Genomic DNA, 16,767 nt, shown 5'->3' on the forward strand with positions numbered 1-16,767 from the left:
TATGTAAAAAAGCTGTTTAGGCATTACTTATTTAGCATTTTCTTTTACCAGACGTTTTAATGTTTTCTTGTTTACTTTAACTTCATAAGAATTCTTTAGTTCGGTTATCCACTGCTCTTCAAGCTTCTTTTGAAAATCATTGATCACCAAACCTTTAGCTTCTTTTAACTTTTTAGTAGTAGGCGCCATTATTTGATTTACTTTAGCTATCAAAAATTGGCTTGCTCCCTCATCATAAATATCAGAAACACCTTCTTCAAAGACAAAATTTTTGGGTAATTTAACATCACCTTCTTCTAAAACACCTTCTGAAAATAGCACATGAATAGTAGCTCCTTCATTTACCTTTTCTTTTATTTCATTAATAGTTTTTCCTTGCTTTAAAAGATCTTGTACAATTTTCGCCTTTTTAGCTTTTGTGCAACTAGCCAAAATTAAATCAGCTCGCTGCTTCCACATATATTTTGATTTATTTTTGCTAAAATAATCTGCTAAGGCAATTGTATCTTTTTCTGCTCTTGTCCACACTTTATCTTGTAGCAAATCAAAAAGTAATAACCCATCTCTATATTCCTGAATAGTAAATGCAAAGTCTTCATTGGTATTTTCAAGGTTCGTCTTGTAATACTCTATAATTTGTTGATTAAGAAAATCTTGATACGCAGCCTGCGGTGTTTTGTTACGCTGTGATTTATTATAATTAACTAATTCTTCTAAGGATGTACTTTTACCATTTACAGAAAAAGCAGTTGTATTCAAATTATTTGCAATTGCAAGGCTGTCATCATTGTAATAAGCATTCAATATCTCAGGTGTTTCTTGAATGTTATATTTTTTTTTCAATTTTCCCGCAATGGATTTCCCGGCAATACTCGCGCGTTCACTTCGCTCTATTTTTCTTTTTAAATCATCTTTCAACTCTTCATAAGGAAGTAAAGGATGCTTCTTTATTAGTTTAACCACATGCCATCCAAACTGCGTCTTGAAAGGTTTTGAAAGCTCATCTTTATCTTTAAGGGCAAAGGCCACATCTGAAAAAGATTTAATCATTTTATTTTCGGAAAACTTTGCTAGTTTACCTCCGTTTACAGCACTAGCTTTATCATCTGAGTATTTTCTGGCTAAGAAATCAAAAGCATCACCTTGCTGGAGTTTTGAGTAAACCTCCTTTATTTGTTTACTGGCATAAGTTGTGTCTGCTTCTTTCTCGCGAATCATGATATGTGCAACTTCAACTTCTCCTTTAGAGGGTCTTTTATCATTCACTTTTAAAATATGGTAGCCAAACGCACTCTTAAATGGCATTGAGATTTCTTTTAACTTTGAACTATAAGCAGCATTTTCAAAAGGATATACCATATTAAAGGCGGAAAAATAACCTAAACTACCTCCATTTTTTTTTGCAGAAGGGTCTTCAGAATAAGTCTTAGCAATTTCTTCAAAAGAGGCTCCTTTTATTACTTTTTCTCTGGCCTCCATAATTTTATTGTATGCTGTTAAGGTATCTTGAGGAGATGCTTTAGGGTCAAGTCTTACCAAAATATGACTGGCATTTACATCTATTTTCATTCTGTCATAAGCCTCACGCAACAATAATTCGGTTACCTTGCTATCTTTAAGGTAGGGAGCAATTAACTGTTCTCTATATTTCTTTAATTCTTTTTGATAACTTGCAACCGTGTCCAGACCCAATTCATATGCCTGTTTTAACTTCAATTTGTAGTTTACATAAAGCTCAAGGTATTCTTCAATTGATTTTTGATTCTCCTCATCAACTATATCTCTATTTTTATTGAAAACTCTCAAAAATTCATCGGCATAAACCGGTTCCTTATCAATAGTAAATAATATATCTTTTTTATGTTGGGCATTTAACTGAAGAAAAGCAATAGTAAACGCTAGAACAATAATCCCTTGTATCTTCATAAACGAATAATCTCTAAAATTTGGCTGATTTATAGAATTTTTGCTTCGCAAAAATATTTATTATTTTTAATTTACCTGTTAAATAAATCACAAAGAAATAACGCCTTCAACAGTAGCAACTTCCTGGTATTTTGCAATCACTTCATCGGCATTTTTCATCTTCACTACAACAGTAATACTGTTATACTTTCCTGTTTTTGATGGCTTGGTACTTATCACGGCTCCACTATGGTCAAAAATAGACTCTATCGTTTTCATTTTTTCCTTATCGGCAGGTATAATAAACTTGTACATATAATCTGCAGGAAACGTAGTAGTTTCTTCTAAACTAGCCTTTAATTTTGTATAAAACTCCTCCTCTTTACTTGACATCTCGATAATTTAAATGTATTATTTCAAATACAATACCAATTTGCATTTTTCACAAATTGCTGACAAAATTACCGATATTATTTATCTTAAATGAAATTATTCTTTTCTTTGTCTTTAAAGTCATATATGAATGCAACATAAGGTAGTCATTACGGGTGGACCAGGTACCGGAAAAACATCTATTATAAAGGAGCTTGAAAAGCAAGGGTACTATTGCCATCATGAAATTATTCGTGATATGACATTTGAAGCAAAAAAAGATGGTGACCCCAATACTTTTGTCTCCAATCCATTAGCTTTTGTTGATGACCCTATGGAGTTCAATAAAAAGCTTTTAAATGGCAGGGTACATCAGTTTATTACGTCAGAAGACTTAGACTATAATACTGTCTTTTTTGATCGAGGTATTCCAGATGTACTTGCTTACATGGATTTTTTTGATCAAGAGTATGACAACGACTTCATAAAGGTTTGTAAGAAAAATGTCTACAACACGATATTTATCTTACCTCCATGGAAAGAAATCTATGTCTCTGATAATGAACGATTAGAAAGCTATGACGAAGCACTACAAATTCATGGTTATCTTGAACAAACCTACAGCGATCTTGGATATTCCACAATAAAAGTGCCTACTGGTACCGTTAAAGAACGGGTAAATTTCATACTAAACTACATTAAAAATGGATGATCCCATTACTGTTTTAAAAAAGTATTGGAACTATTCATCATTCAGGCCTCCGCAAGAGCAAATTATTGAAGAAATACTAACAGGTAAAAATGTGGTCGCTCTATTACCTACTGGTGGTGGTAAGTCTATCTGTTTTCAAATTCCTGCACTTATAAAAGAAGGTATTTGCATTGTTATCTCACCTTTAATTGCTTTGATGAACGATCAGGTGCAAAGTCTAGAGAAAAAAGGAATTAAGGCCATTGCCTTAACTTCTATGCTTTTACAAGAGGAAGTAATTACAGCTTTTGATAATTTGCGTTATGGACATTATAAGTTTTTATACCTATCCCCTGAAAAATTACAATCTGAATTTATTCAAGAAAAGATCAAACAATTAAATGTTAGTCTAGTTGCTGTTGATGAAGCACATTGTATTTCAGAATGGGGGCATGACTTTAGGCCTGCTTACAGAAATATAGTATCGTTAAAAAAATTGACCCCAAATACTCCTACTATTGCTTTAACAGCCACGGCTACCAAAACTGTATTGAAGGACATTGTTGAAAATCTAGAATTAAGTGATATCACCACTATTAAAAGCTCTTTAAAAAGAGAGGAATTAGCCTATAAACTGATAAAGTCTGAAGATGTTTTATATGCATTGAAGCAAGAACTTAATAAAGAAATCCCTTCAATAGTATACACAACAAGTAGAAAAGCAACCAAAAACACTGCTAATTTTTTAAATTCAAAGAGTATTAGAAGTGGTTATTATCATGGCGGTTTGATTAATGATGAAAAGCAAAGGGCTTTCGAAAACTGGATGGAAGAGAAAACTCCTGTTATGGTAGCTACTAATGCCTTTGGAATGGGAATAGACAAAGACAACATTGAAAAAATTATACACATCAATCTACCTTTTAGTTTAGAAAACTATATGCAAGAAGCAGGTAGAGCAGGTAGAAATGGAAGTTGGGCTTCTTCAACGATCTTATATAATGAAGCCACTATTTCAACATTTAAACAACGATTTATTAATGGGCAACCTACTTTAGGTTTTATTAAAGAAGTATATAGTAAACTAAATCAATATTTTCATATTGGTTTAGGTGAAAAGCCAGAGCAGTCATTCTCATTTAATTTTCAGAAGTTTTGCGCACATTATGAATTGTCTTCATTAAAAACATACAATACTTTAAAATTATTAGAGCAAGAAGAAATTATATTTATAGAAGATAATTTTAATAAAAAGTCTTCCGTGGTATTCACAGCAAATCATGGTATAATAATGAAATATTGTGATACTCATACCTCAATAGGTCAATTAGCTAAACTTCTTTTAAGAACTTATGGTGGAATTTTTGAAAGCCCCAAGCAAATTAATGAGCAGATACTTAGCAAAAAATTGAAGCTAAATACCCCTGAGATTAAAGACAAATTAAATAAGATGCATACAGATGGCATTATAGAATATGTTCCTGCTTCAAATGATAGCGCACTTTTTTTCCTCATACCTCGTGAGGATGATAGAGTTATCAATAGAATATCAAAGAAAATTAAACTACACTTATCAGTCAAAAAGAAGAAAATGGACGCTGTTCTAAATTATATTAACAATAATACGCTATGTAGAAGTAAATTTTTATTGAGCTATTTTGACGAGTTAGAAAGTGAAGATTGCGGCATTTGTGATATCTGTCAAGTGAGAAACATAAAAACAGTAGATTCCCAAAAACTTTCAGCATTAATTTTAATTGCATTGACTGACCATAAGAATCTAACTTCAAGGCAACTTGTAGAATTACTCCAATCAGACAAAGAGTGTGTTATAGAATCATTACAATTGCTATTGGAAACGAATAAAATACGATTAACTTCGCACAATACATTTGAAAAAGTTGACTATGATTGATTTGCGTATTGTTTTTATGGGAACTCCAGGTTTTGCTGTAGGTACATTAAAGGCACTTTTAGAGCATGAATTCAATATTGTAGGCGTTATTACTGCACCAGACAAGCCCGCTGGTAGAGGAAGAAAATTAAATGAGTCGGCTGTTAAGAAATTCTCTGCAGAGCGCAATCTTAAGGTATTACAGCCAACAAATTTAAAGAGTGAATCTTTCATTGAAGAATTAAAGGCGTTAAATGCCAATTTGCAAATAATAGTAGCATTTAGAATGTTGCCAAAAGTAGTATGGACCCTGCCAACATATGGCACTTTTAACCTGCATGCTTCTTTATTACCAGAATATCGAGGTGCTGCCCCTATTAACTGGGCAATTATTAATGGTGAAAAGAAAACCGGTGTCACTACTTTCTTTATTGATGAAAAAATTGATACTGGAGAGATTATCCTTCAAAAGAAAACTAAAATAGGTAAAGAAGAAACCGCAGGTGAGCTTCATGATAAACTTATGGAACTAGGAAGTAAGTTAGTTGTGAAAACCGTTAAAAAGATTGCCAAAGGAAGTGTAGTTACCAAAAAGCAACCTAAAAAAGAAGAAAAAGCGGCACCAAAAATATTTAAAGAAACCTGCAAAATAGATTGGAACACTTCTCGAAAAGATATCTACAACAAGATAAGAGGATTAAGTCCTTATCCAGCAGCTTGGACGTATTTACAAAATGGTGATCAGAAATTAGAAGTAAAAATTTATAAAGCTCGTAAGGAAAAAGAGAAGCATTCTTTAGAAATTGGTTCGGTTAATGTAACAAAAAAAGAATTAAAAATTGCTGTTAAAAAAGGGTATATCTATATTGATGAACTTCAAGTACCCGGTAAACGCAAAATGGCTACAAAAGACCTATTAAATGGTTTTAAGCTGAATGAAAATTCAAAGGTGCGTTAAGCCCTTTATTTATGCGGTTTTGTTAAATTTCAATCGTTGTAGAGTGGGTTTATTAACAAAACACCCTAATTTATCAACAAATTGACTGTTTTTTCTTAGCAAATCTTGCGTGAACTCCCATAAAATATATATTTGTTCAGCTTTTAAAAAAGCAAATAACGATTATTTAACCAATTTTAATTTTTTATTATGAATAAATCAGAATTAATAGAATCAATGGCTGCAGACGCAGGGATTTCTAAAGCAGCTGCTAAAAAAGCTCTTGACAGCATGATGGGATCAGTTGAAAAGACACTGAAAAAAGGAGGTAGAGTTTCTTTAGTAGGATTTGGTTCTTGGTCAGTTTCTAAAAGAGCTGCAAGAGAGGGTAGAAACCCACAAACTGGTAAAACCATTAAGATTGCTGCAAAAAATGTAGTGAAGTTTAAGCCAGGTGCTGAATTAAAAGGTGCAGTAAATTAATTACTGAAAATCAATACAAGCTAGAAAGCCGGCGATTTGCCGGCTTTTTCATTTTTTAAGAGTACATTTTCTCTCTTAACACTTTAATTTTGGTATCCTGAAAATACTCATCAAAGGTCATATGCCTATCAATAACACCTTTGGGTGTTAGTTCAATAATTCTATTCCCTACTGTTTGGGCAAATTCATGATCATGAGTAGAAAGTAATACGGTGCCTTTAAAATTCTTTAGTGAATTGTTAAATGCCTGAATAGACTCAAGATCCAAGTGATTTGTAGGTTCATCAAGCATTAGCACATTGGCACGTAACATCATCATTCTAGAAAGCATACAGCGTACTTTTTCACCCCCAGAAAGTACATTACATTTTTTTAGCGCTTCTTCACCGCTAAATATCATCTTACCAAGAAAACCGCGAATATAAACTTCCTCTCGTTCTTCTTCTGTGGTTGCCCATTGACGTAACCAATCTACTAATGTAAGATCACTTTCAAAGAACTCCGAATTGTCTAATGGTAAATATGACTGTGTTGTAGTAACTCCCCAGGCATATTTCCCATTATCTTGTTTTAAATTACCATTGATAATTTCAAAAAACGCAGTCACAGCTTTTGAGTTTCTCGAAAATACTACTACTTTATCCCCTTTGGTTAAGTTAATATCAATATTATCAAATAATAACTCGCCATCTAAGGACTTGCTCAAACCTTCTATGTTCAGTATTTGGTCTCCGGCTTCTCTATCTCGTTCAAAAATAATAGCTGGATACCTCCTACTTGAAGGTTTTATATCTTCAATATTTAATTTCTCTATCATCTTCTTTCTACTGGTAGCCTGTTTTGATTTTGCTACGTTTGCAGAAAAACGTCTGATAAACTCTTCTAATTCCTTTTTCTTTTCTTCAGCTTTCTTATTTTGCTGCTGTTTTTGACGAGCTGCCAACTGACTAGATTCATACCAAAACGTATAATTACCTGAAAAGTGATTTATTTTACCAAAATCTATATCAGAAATATGTGTACAAACCGCATCTAAAAAGTGACGATCATGTGAAACTACAATCACTGTATTCTCATAATTAGCTAAGAAATTCTCCAACCAACTAATAGTTTCATAATCCAAGTCATTGGTGGGCTCATCCATAATCAAAACATCTGGATTTCCGAACAATGCTTGAGCTAACAAAACACGTACCTTAGACTTACCATCAATGTCTTTCATTAATGTGTAATGGCTATCCTCTTTAATTCCTAAGCTAGAAAGTAAAGCCGCAGCATCACTTTCAGCGTTCCAGCCATCCATTTCTTCAAATTGCACTTGCAACTCTCCTATTCTATCAGCATTTTCATCTGTATAACTCTCATAGAGTTTATCCATTTCAGTCTTCACAGCATATAAAGGTTTATTACCTTTTAGCACAGTTTCTAATACTGGAAACTCATCATATGCAAAGTGATCTTGCGTGAGTACAGACATACGTTTTCCCTTCTCAAGGGTAACATGGCCTGAGGTGGGATCCATATCACTGGAAAGGATTTTTAAAAAGGTAGACTTTCCTGCCCCATTTGCACCTATAATTCCGTAACAGTTACCTTGTGTAAAAACAGTGTTTACCTCATCAAAAAGTATGCGTTTTCCGAACTGAACAGATAGGTTTGATACTGATAACATATTCTCTGTTTAAAATTTTGGCAAAAGTAGTAAAATGCATGTATTTAAGGCTTAATTAAACTCTAATATTTAACATCTAATTAACAAATTACGATACCGCATATCAGTAATTTTGTTTGATAGAAGGATTATGAAGTTTTTGATGGATTTTTTATTAACACAACGGCTATTGAAATATAAATTACTCTTACTCTCTTTATTGGTTTTCTCTGGATGTGTAAGCGATAAAAAGATTGCTGAAACTACGTATTTTGGTGGTAAGATAATTAACCCAAAATCTAAAAAAGTTAAGTTCTATAAAGGTGACAAGCTTTTAGATTCAGCAGAGTTAAATCACAAAAATAAGTTTCTTTTTAAGTTTGATTCTATACAAGTAGGCTTATACACTTTTGAACATGGGCCTGAAGTGCAATTTATTTTCTTAGAACCCGCTGACAGCCTTTTGCTTCGTTTAAATACATGGGATTTTGATGAATCCTTAGTATTTAGTGGTAAGGGTGCAGAAAAGAATAATTTGCTGATCAATTTATTTCTTCAAAATGAATTAGAAGATAAAGTGGCTTTAAAATATTATTCTTTAAGCGATAGTCTATTTGATATAAAGCTAGACTCCTTATTACAACTTAAGAAGTTACTCTATAAACATTATAAAGAACAGGTAGTTGAGAATGATGCTGCCCTATTTGACCAATATGTACAGACGGCTATGCACTATCCTTTATACAGAAAAAAAGAAGCATACCCTTACAGAAATAAACGGGCATTGAAGTTAGATCAGTACCCAAAAATAGACCCTACATTCTATAAGTTTAGAAAGAAAGTAAACTTTAATAATGAAGAATTGCAAAACTTCTATGCTTACTATGAATATATTAGAACTTATTTATTTCATTTAAGTCATGAAAAACAGTTGATTAATGAAGGTAGTGATATGATGGTTAACTTTATGGAGGTCACTTCCAATCATATAACTGTAGATGATTTAAAAAATAAGTTGCTGACTGAAGGTATGTGGCACATTTTACTTGACAATAAGATGGGATCTGGGCAAAAAGAAAAAGCCGAACAATTATTTTTTGATAATTGTTCTGATACGAAACTTAAAAAGGATGTGAAGCATTTGATGGAAGCCTCTAGCTATCCAAAAAAAGGAGAAGCTCTGCCCGAAATGACAGTTGTAAATGGTGAAAAAGAGGAATTGTCATTAAATGAGATTACCAAAGACAAGAATACTGTTATTTATTTCTGGCCTAAAAAAGATAGACAAGTAGATAATCTAGCGAAGCGTGTTAGCTATTTAGAAAGGAAATATCCTGATATTTCTTTTGTAGGAATTTCAACCAAATCAAATGATTATGAATGGAAACAGGCTATCAAAAACAACAAGCTTAACCCAACAAAACAATATAGATTGCAGGAAAAGTCTGATGTAAATGATTTGTTATATTTAGACTTTTCTAGGGCTATACTCGTAGATGCAAATGGAATAGTACACAATGGCTTTACTCATCTTTCAAATGGTAAATTTGAATATCAACTTAAAAAGCTGAAAAAGAACTAGTTTTTAACTTCATTTCTAAAAATTACCTTACTTTTGCCGCTTCATTAGAACAAGAGACTTATTTATTTGCTAGACGCGCAATTATCTTGGAGTCTTAGTTTAGCTAAATATTAAAAAACATGTCTCAATTCACACAACTTGGCCTTAGCCAGGAGATTACTGCTACACTTTCAGATTTAGGATACGAAAAACCTACTCCTATTCAAGAAAAAGCCATACCACAAGTTTTAGATTCTTCAACAGATTTAAAAGCATTTGCGCAAACTGGAACAGGAAAAACAGCAGCATTTAGTTTACCTATCATAGAGCAAGTAAGCACTTCTTCAAAAGATACGCAAGCAATCATTCTTTCTCCTACAAGAGAATTAGCCATTCAAATAGGAAAGAATATTGAAGAATTCTCAAAGAATCTACCTGGAATCAAGGTGTTAACCGTTTATGGTGGATCTGATATAGAAAAGCAGATAAGAGCTTTAAAAAAAGGAGTGCAAATTGTTGTTGGTACACCAGGTAGAACTGTAGATCTCATAAAGCGCAAGCAATTAAAACTTCAAAATGTTAAGTGGTTAGTACTAGATGAAGCAGATGAAATGCTTAATATGGGCTTTAAGGAAGATCTTGACAAGGTGTTAGAAGCAACTCCAGATACCAAACAAACATTACTGTTTTCGGCAACTTTCCCTAAAGAGGTTAATGCCATTGCTAAAAATTACATGAACAAGCCTGTTGAAATTAGTGCAGGTATTGTAAATACAGGTTCAGAAAATGTTTCGCATGAATATTATTTGGTTTCAGAACGAAACAGATACGCAGCTTTAAAAAGGTTGGCAGATATCAATCCAAATATTTATGGTATTGTCTTTTGTAGAACGCGAAGAGAGACCAAAGATGTTGCTGCTAAGTTAATGGATGATGGTTACAATGCAGATGCTTTGCATGGAGATTTATCGCAAGCGCAGCGTGACATTGTTATGGAAAAATTTAGAAATAAACATTTACAGATACTTGTGGCTACTGATGTTGCTGCACGTGGGTTGGACGTTAACAATCTTACACATGTAATTAACTATAAATTACCTGATGAAGCAGAATCATATACTCATCGTAGCGGAAGAACAGGTAGAGCTGGCAACAAGGGAATTTCTATTGCGATAGTTACTAATGGCGAAAAAAGAAAATTAACACCTATTGAAAGGAAATTAAATAGAAAATTCTCTGCAAAACAAGTGCCTAGTGGTGCTGAAATTTGCGAGAAACAGTTATTTAGCCTTATAGAAAAAATAAAGGATGTAGAAGTGAATGATACTCAGATAGAAGGCTATCTAGAGAGTGTATATTCAAAATTAGAAGGTATTGACAGAGAAGAGTTAATACGAAGATTTGTATCTATTGAGTTTAATCAGTTTCTGGCGTACTATCAAGACTCAGAAGATCTAAATGGAGATACTTCTAGAGAACGAAGAAGAAGCGATGATGAAAATTTTACGCGTTTTTATATTAATTTAGGTAAGATTGATAAGCTTAACCCTGCAAGGTTAATGGGCTTGATCAATGAAAATTTAAAGAAAGGTGATGTACAAATAGGTCAAATTGAAATTTTACGTAATTTCTCATTTTTTGAGATAGATAAATCTTATGAAAAGCAAATTCTAAGCTCTTTTTTAAATACTGAGTTCAACGGACGAGGTATTATAGTAGAGATCACTAAAAAGCAAAAAAAGCGTACAAGGAATAGAAAAGGTTCTGGAGGTAGAAAATTTAATGCTACAAATTCTTTCAAGCATAAAGGTAAAAAGAGAAGAAGGTAATGCTCTGCTAAATTCTACTTACTACTTCATCAGCAATTGCCAGACATGAGGTAGCTGCAGGTGATGGTGCATTTATTACGTGAATATTACCATCAATATTTTTGATCTTAAAATCATCTACTAAATTACCATGTATATCTAATGCCTGAGCTCTTACTCCAGAACGGGCTCTAACGACATCATCAGAGGTTAATGACGGCATCATTTTCTGAAGTTCTTTTACAAATAAAATTTTGCTGAAAGCTCGTTTATATTCATCAATACCTTTTCTCCAGTGTCTAAAGAATAACTTCCAGATACCTTTATAACTCAAAGCATCAAAAGTATCTCTAACACTAAAACTAGTAAGGCCATAGCCTTCTCGCTTAAAAGTGAAAACTGCATTGGGTCCGCACTCTATCCTACCATCTGTCATTTTAGTAAAATGTACACCTAAAAATGGAAAGTTAGGATCAGGTACAGGGTATACTAGTGATTTAACCTTATGCTTTGCATGCTCTTTCAATTCATAGTAATCGCCTCTAAAACCAACTATTTTCATATCAATTTTTTTATGATGATTTTCAGCTAGTTTATCAGCTTGTAAACCTCCACAAAAAATAATCCTGCCACTCGAAAATTCACCTAAAGAAGTATAGATAATATTTCCCTTTGCATGCACATTGGAATTCAAAAATTTGCAGTTGGTAATGACTGAACTTGTATTATTTGTTTTAGTGATATTCTCTGCCAATCGCTCACATACCTGCACATAATTTATAATACCAGCTGTAGGTACCCAAATAGCCTTAACACCTTTGATGTAAGGTTCTTTTTCTTTAATCTGTTCAGAATCAAGAAAAGTAATGCCTTCTATTTCATTCTTTATTCCTTTTCGATAAATATCATCTAGTAAAAGATTTTCTTCTTCATTAACAGCTACAATTACTTTACCGCAAACTTCATAATCAACATTATTTTCTTTAGCAAAAGCAACTAGCTGATCCCTACCATTTTTACAATTTTTTGCTTTATAAGAACCTGGTGTATAATAAATACCTGAATGTATAACCCCTGAATTACGGCCCGTTTGGTGCATACCAATCTTATCTTCTTTTTCAAGAACAACAATAGATCTCTTCGGGTGTTTTAGTTGCAGTTTATAAGCAGTAGCTAATCCAATAATGCCACCACCAACAATAGTGAAGTCATAATGTTTAGCTAACATATTTTGTTTTCTTCACAAAACTCAATATAATGAAGGATGCTAAAAAGAAAATAGCTAAGAATAAAACACTCCATTGCATAGATCCCGTCAAGGCTATTAATGCCCCAAAAACAAAAGTACCCAATACAATGGCTATTTTTTCTGTAACATCATAAAAGCTAAAATATGTAGCGTGATCATGCGTTTCAGGAAGTAATTTAGAATACGTAGACCTTGATAGCGATTGAATAGCCCCCATCACCAAACCTATCAAACCAGCCAATGCATAAAATTGAAAGGCTATACTTTCACTCTCCTTATTAAGCATAAAAGCAACAAAGCAAACTAATCCCCAAATGGCAATAGTAATTTTTAAAGCGGCTATATTTCCAATGCTGGAAGTCAATCTTGAGAAAATAAATGCTCCAAGAATAGCTACTATCTGAACTAGCAAAATAGCTGCTATCAAATGAGCAGTAGGCAAACCTAGTTCTTTGCTACCAAAAATACCTGCCATATAAATGATGGTTTGTACCCCTACACTAAACAAGAAAAAAGAAATCAAAAAAATCTTTAACTGAGGGTATTTTTTTACCTCATCATACACTTTCTTCAACTCTTTGAAACCTTTCTTTATATAATCTTTTTCCGGCTTTCTTTTGAATACATTATTTGGTAATCTTTTATATGTAATTTGTGCAAAACCTAACCACCATAAACCAACCAATACAAATGTTATTCGTGTGGGCATTGCAGCATTTTCAAAACCAAACAATTCCGGTTTTTGAATCATTACAAGGTTTAATAATAATAATAAAATAGAACCTATATAACCATACATAAATCCTTTAGCACTCGCTTTATCCTGCTGTTCAGGATACGCAACTTCAGGTAAATATGCATTGTAAAATACAATACTTCCCCAAAATCCTATACTCGCTATTATTGAAAATACAATGGCCACCCATACCGTATCAACACCATCAAAGAAAAACAAGCTCATTACAGCTAAAGAGCCTATCAAACAAAAAGCTTTCAAAAAATTCAGTTTATTACCTGTGTAATCAGCTATACCTGATAGCACAGGAGAAATAAACGCTACCACTAACATTGAAAATGAAATAGAATAACTAAATAATGCATCAGGATGCTTCCATTGCATTCCTAAAAAAGAAACCGTTTCTCCTGTGGTTATTGAAGCATAGTAAATTGGAAAGACTGCTGTTGAAATAACTAAGGAATATACCGAATTTGCCCAATCATAAAATGCCCAGGCATTAATTAATTTTTTATCTCCTTTTTTTAGCATAATTCATATAAAATAAATGAGCCGTTCAAATGAACGGCTCACAATGTACTAATTTATTATGATCTGAATGCTAATTGGTCATTGTTTGAGCATTCAATCTTTTGGCAATTACTTTTGCCTGAGGTATCCATTCTGTTAACGCTTTAATACGTGTTTGATTAGAAGGGTGCGTACTTAAAATTTCAGGCGGCGCTTGCCCTGCTCCTGCTCTTTGACTCATGCGCACCCATACATTTACAGATTCTGCCGGGTCATACCCAGCCATGATCATAAAGACCACACCTAATTTGTCAGCTTCTGTCTCATGTGTTCTACTAAACTTTAATTGCCCTAATTGAGAACCTATACCATAGGCTGTCATCCAAAGCTGCTGTTGTTGAGGATTCTTACCCCCAGTGGCTAGAGCAACAGCTAAACCACCAGCTTGTGCTAACATACCTGTTGACATTCGTTCAGCTCCATGACGTGCAAACGCATGCGCTACTTCATGACCCATGATAGCAGCTATACCATCAGTGTTTTTGGCGATAGGTAAAATACCTGTATAGAATACTACTTTACCTCCAGGCATCGCCCAGGCATTGACTGTATTATCATCAATTAAATTAAATTCCCATCTATATGCATTTGCTTTATCAGCCATTCCATTAGCGCGCATATATCTATCTACAGCTCCTGAAATGCGCTTCCCTACTGTTTTGAGTTCATTTGTTTTTGATGCATCAGGTGAAAGTTTATTTTGTTCTAAAAAACCTTGGTACTGTTGAAATGCCATAGGAAGCAACTGTGCATCACTTACCAAACTAAATTGTTTCCTTCCCGTTATTGGTACTGTGCTACAGCTTACCAGAAAAAGAAATACTACAATTAAAGAAATACTTTTTTTCATTTGACTATTCGTTTTTTGGTTGAAGGGTAAATATACAAATTTTGCATAAATTCGTATTCATGAATCCTAAAGAACAACCTAACAACAGCAACAATTTTAGCATTCCAGCATCTATCATAAATACAGGTAAATTCTTACAGTTTTTATCTACAGGTATGGCAGCAAAATATACATTTAAGCTTTTTACCACTCCACCAAAATTTAAAACACCTGAACGCGAATTGATGATGCGTAAAAGTGCTAAAAATCATACTTTAAAAGTGCCAAGTATTGATAAAGAAGTAACGGTTTATGAATATGGCTATTCACAAACAAAAATTTTATTGGCACATGGTTGGGCAGGTCGCGGTACTCAGTTATATGAAATAGCAGATAAACTATTAGAAAATGGCATGATGGTGATTGCATATGACGCACCAGCCCATGGTCAGTCAGAAGGAAAGCAAACAGATTTGCCTGAATGCATAAAAACGTTAAAACATATTAATGAAACCTTCGGCCCTTTTGATGTGGGAATAGGTCATTCTTTTGGAGGAATTACCATTTTAAATGTGCAAGCAGAAAAACCTATGTTTAAAAAAATAGTTACTATTGGTATTGAAGGTTCCATAGGTACTATTATTGATGAGTTCACTAAAAGAATCCGATTAAAACAGAAAGTAGCAACAAGAGCAAAAAAACAAATTGGTATTGCTTTTAAAAGTGATGTGGAGTCATTATCACCATATACAGTTGCCAAAAAAATTGACGCGCCAACCTTAGTGCTTCATGATACTCATGATAAAGATGTTGATGTAAGTAGTGCCTTTAGATTACGTCAAAATTTGAAGAATGGCCTTTTACTAATTACAAATGGTTTAGGACATCGAAAAATTTTACGAGACGCTAAAGTTATTCAACGAATTATTGAATTTATCAAAACATAAAATATGAGGCACTTGTTTTTTATTAGTTTGATGTGCTTGTTTATTGGTTGCACATCTAATGCTCAAGAAAAAAAATCAAAAGGAACTACCAAAAAAGAAATGACAAAAAAAGTAGAAAAAATAGTGAAGACTGAAGAAGAGTGGAAAGCACAGCTTTCTCCCCAAGAATACTACGTACTACGTCAAAAAGGAACAGATAGACCTGGAAATGAGGGCTATACCAAACATTTTGAAAAGGGCACTTATTTATGTCGTGCTTGTGATCTTCAGTTATTTGAATCTGGCAGCAAATATGAATCACATTGTGGATGGCCTTCTTTTGATGATGCTATTGATGGTACCATTATTTTCACACCAGATTATAGTCATGGAATGATCCGTACAGAGATTACTTGTGCTCGTTGTGAAGGTCATTTAGGGCACATTTTTGATGATGGGCCAAAGGAGACTACAGGTAAACGCTATTGCGTGAATACCAGTTCTATAAAGTTTGTGAAGTCAAAGTAATTTTTGGATTATTTTGTCTAAATTTAGAGTTCTCAGTACTACTGGGGACTCTATTTTTTTTATGACATGAATACAAATTATATACAAAGCATTCAGAAACAATTTAACTACTACAAAAGTTTAGGAGATAAAACATTTGAACAATTAGAAGATCAGCAAATTTATTGGCAATACAATGAAGACAGTAATAATATTGCAATTACTGTAAAGCATATTGTTGGTAATATGCTATCTCGCTGGACGAACTTTTATACCGAAGACGGTGAAAAAGAATGGCGCCATAGAGACACAGAATTTGAAGGTCCTTATACGTCAAAAGCAGAAATGCTAAAGGCTTGGGAAAAAGGTTGGAATTGTCTTTTTGAGATTATTAATCCATTAGAAGCAAATGACTTAGAGCGTATTATTTATATACGAAATATTGGTCATACGGTATTAGAAGCCATTAACAGGCAACTGTGTCACTACTCCTATCACGTTGGGCAACTGGTTTATGTTGGAAGAATGATAAAAGGTGAAGATTGGAAAAGTTTATCGGTACCAAAAGGTCAATCGAAAGCTTATAACAAGGATAAATTTAGTAAAGAAAAGCATAGAGGTCATTTTACAGATGAGCTTTAATTCATA

The 16,767-nt window shown here is 33.3% G+C and carries 15 protein-coding genes; 9 read left to right on the plus strand and 6 right to left on the minus strand.

The annotated features are described in order from the left end of the window. Positions 1-27: 27 nt before the first annotated feature. Both AC1EU5_RS13165 and AC1EU5_RS13170 read right to left on the minus strand, forming a co-directional pair. Entirely contained in the window at positions 28-1,926 is a 1,899-nt protein-coding gene (locus tag AC1EU5_RS13165) for a peptidylprolyl isomerase (RefSeq protein ID WP_480192865.1), read from the minus strand. Between the two features lie 87 nt (positions 1,927-2,013). Then, positions 2,014-2,298, minus strand: coding sequence for a DUF493 family protein (locus tag AC1EU5_RS13170; RefSeq protein ID WP_480192866.1), 285 nt, complete (start codon positions 2,296-2,298; stop codon positions 2,014-2,016). Positions 2,299-2,428: 130 nt separating this feature from the next. Between AC1EU5_RS13170 and AC1EU5_RS13175 the strand changes: the two genes are divergently transcribed. The 4 genes from AC1EU5_RS13175 (at position 2,429) to AC1EU5_RS13190 (ending at position 6,282) form a co-directional block, all read left to right on the plus strand. Further along, on the plus strand, positions 2,429-2,989 hold the full coding sequence (locus tag AC1EU5_RS13175) for an AAA family ATPase (protein ID WP_480192867.1): 561 nt from the start codon (positions 2,429-2,431) through the stop codon (positions 2,987-2,989). Continuing rightward, complete coding sequence (locus tag AC1EU5_RS13180; RefSeq protein ID WP_480192868.1) at positions 2,982-4,883, plus strand: RecQ family ATP-dependent DNA helicase; 1,902 nt, start codon at positions 2,982-2,984, stop codon at positions 4,881-4,883. Before AC1EU5_RS13175 ends, AC1EU5_RS13180 begins: the two co-directional genes overlap by 8 nt. Further along, on the plus strand, positions 4,876-5,820 hold the full coding sequence (gene fmt / locus AC1EU5_RS13185; RefSeq protein WP_480192869.1) for a methionyl-tRNA formyltransferase: 945 nt from the start codon (positions 4,876-4,878) through the stop codon (positions 5,818-5,820). The genes AC1EU5_RS13180 and fmt overlap by 8 nt, the downstream gene beginning before the upstream one ends. Before the next feature lie 189 nt (positions 5,821-6,009). After that, on the plus strand, positions 6,010-6,282 hold the full coding sequence (locus AC1EU5_RS13190; protein ID WP_480192870.1) for an HU family DNA-binding protein: 273 nt from the start codon (positions 6,010-6,012) through the stop codon (positions 6,280-6,282). Between the two features lie 55 nt (positions 6,283-6,337). Here AC1EU5_RS13190 and AC1EU5_RS13195 read toward each other — a convergent pair whose 3' ends face one another. Then, on the minus strand, positions 6,338-7,954 hold the full coding sequence (locus AC1EU5_RS13195) for an ABC-F family ATP-binding cassette domain-containing protein (RefSeq protein WP_480192871.1): 1,617 nt from the start codon (positions 7,952-7,954) through the stop codon (positions 6,338-6,340). 169 nt (positions 7,955-8,123) lie between these two features. Here AC1EU5_RS13195 and AC1EU5_RS13200 point away from each other — a divergent pair, with 169 nt between their 5' ends. Both AC1EU5_RS13200 and AC1EU5_RS13205 read left to right on the plus strand, forming a co-directional pair. After that, positions 8,124-9,515 carry a TlpA family protein disulfide reductase gene (locus tag AC1EU5_RS13200; RefSeq protein WP_480192872.1) on the plus strand — a complete coding sequence of 464 codons (1,392 nt, stop codon included), beginning with the start codon at positions 8,124-8,126 and terminating at the stop codon, positions 9,513-9,515. Positions 9,516-9,634: 119 nt separating this feature from the next. After that, positions 9,635-11,323: a DEAD/DEAH box helicase gene (locus tag AC1EU5_RS13205; protein WP_480192873.1), complete on the plus strand. Its 1,689-nt coding sequence runs from the start codon at positions 9,635-9,637 to the stop codon at positions 11,321-11,323. 7 nt (positions 11,324-11,330) lie between these two features. On the opposite strand, the gene lhgO is transcribed toward AC1EU5_RS13205, so the two are convergent. The 3 genes from lhgO to AC1EU5_RS13220 form a co-directional block, all read right to left on the minus strand. Next, the gene (gene lhgO, locus AC1EU5_RS13210) at positions 11,331-12,530 is read right to left on the minus strand and encodes an L-2-hydroxyglutarate oxidase (protein WP_480192874.1); all 1,200 of its coding nucleotides are present in this window, start codon (positions 12,528-12,530) and stop codon (positions 11,331-11,333) included. Further along, on the minus strand, positions 12,520-13,818 hold the full coding sequence (locus tag AC1EU5_RS13215; RefSeq protein ID WP_480192875.1) for an MFS transporter: 1,299 nt from the start codon (positions 13,816-13,818) through the stop codon (positions 12,520-12,522). Before AC1EU5_RS13215 ends, lhgO begins: the two co-directional genes overlap by 11 nt. A 70-nt stretch (positions 13,819-13,888) precedes the next feature. Beyond that, positions 13,889-14,707 (minus strand): M48 family metallopeptidase, encoded by an 819-nt coding sequence (locus AC1EU5_RS13220; RefSeq protein ID WP_480192876.1) that lies wholly within the window; start codon positions 14,705-14,707, stop codon positions 13,889-13,891. Positions 14,708-14,766: 59 nt separating this feature from the next. Here AC1EU5_RS13220 and AC1EU5_RS13225 point away from each other — a divergent pair, with 59 nt between their 5' ends. The 3 genes from AC1EU5_RS13225 (at position 14,767) to AC1EU5_RS13235 (ending at position 16,761) form a co-directional block, all read left to right on the plus strand. Further along, a complete protein-coding gene (locus AC1EU5_RS13225) occupies positions 14,767-15,633 on the plus strand; it encodes an alpha/beta fold hydrolase (RefSeq protein WP_480192877.1) in 867 nt (288 codons plus the stop codon). A gap of 3 nt (positions 15,634-15,636) precedes the next feature. Continuing rightward, on the plus strand, positions 15,637-16,140 hold the full coding sequence (msrB, locus tag AC1EU5_RS13230) for a peptide-methionine (R)-S-oxide reductase MsrB (protein WP_480192878.1): 504 nt from the start codon (positions 15,637-15,639) through the stop codon (positions 16,138-16,140). A 66-nt stretch (positions 16,141-16,206) separates the two neighbouring features. Further along, positions 16,207-16,761: a DUF1572 family protein gene (locus AC1EU5_RS13235; protein ID WP_480192879.1), complete on the plus strand. Its 555-nt coding sequence runs from the start codon at positions 16,207-16,209 to the stop codon at positions 16,759-16,761. Positions 16,762-16,767: the final 6 nt, after the last annotated feature.

The organism is Maritimimonas sp. 2405UD52-3, assembly GCF_056591715.1.

What these genes read in the sequence shown, in the direction of transcription:
- AC1EU5_RS13205 (WP_480192873.1), top strand. Translation starts at nt 9,635, where the DNA reads ATGTCTCAATTCACACAACTTGGCCTTAGCCAGGAGATTACTGCTACA.
- fmt (WP_480192869.1), top strand. Translation starts at nt 4,876, where the DNA reads ATGATTGATTTGCGTATTGTTTTTATGGGAACTCCAGGTTTTGCTGTA.
- AC1EU5_RS13215 (WP_480192875.1), bottom strand. Translation starts at nt 13,818, where the DNA reads ATGCTAAAAAAAGGAGATAAAAAATTAATTAATGCCTGGGCATTTTAT.
- lhgO (WP_480192874.1), bottom strand. Translation starts at nt 12,530, where the DNA reads ATGTTAGCTAAACATTATGACTTCACTATTGTTGGTGGTGGCATTATT.
- AC1EU5_RS13220 (WP_480192876.1), bottom strand. Translation starts at nt 14,707, where the DNA reads ATGAAAAAAAGTATTTCTTTAATTGTAGTATTTCTTTTTCTGGTAAGC.
- AC1EU5_RS13170 (WP_480192866.1), bottom strand. Translation starts at nt 2,298, where the DNA reads ATGTCAAGTAAAGAGGAGGAGTTTTATACAAAATTAAAGGCTAGTTTA.
- AC1EU5_RS13165 (WP_480192865.1), bottom strand. Translation starts at nt 1,926, where the DNA reads ATGAAGATACAAGGGATTATTGTTCTAGCGTTTACTATTGCTTTTCTT.
- AC1EU5_RS13225 (WP_480192877.1), top strand. Translation starts at nt 14,767, where the DNA reads ATGAATCCTAAAGAACAACCTAACAACAGCAACAATTTTAGCATTCCA.
- AC1EU5_RS13175 (WP_480192867.1), top strand. Translation starts at nt 2,429, where the DNA reads ATGCAACATAAGGTAGTCATTACGGGTGGACCAGGTACCGGAAAAACA.
- AC1EU5_RS13235 (WP_480192879.1), top strand. Translation starts at nt 16,207, where the DNA reads ATGAATACAAATTATATACAAAGCATTCAGAAACAATTTAACTACTAC.
- msrB (WP_480192878.1), top strand. Translation starts at nt 15,637, where the DNA reads ATGAGGCACTTGTTTTTTATTAGTTTGATGTGCTTGTTTATTGGTTGC.
- AC1EU5_RS13195 (WP_480192871.1), bottom strand. Translation starts at nt 7,954, where the DNA reads ATGTTATCAGTATCAAACCTATCTGTTCAGTTCGGAAAACGCATACTT.
- AC1EU5_RS13190 (WP_480192870.1), top strand. Translation starts at nt 6,010, where the DNA reads ATGAATAAATCAGAATTAATAGAATCAATGGCTGCAGACGCAGGGATT.
- AC1EU5_RS13180 (WP_480192868.1), top strand. Translation starts at nt 2,982, where the DNA reads ATGGATGATCCCATTACTGTTTTAAAAAAGTATTGGAACTATTCATCA.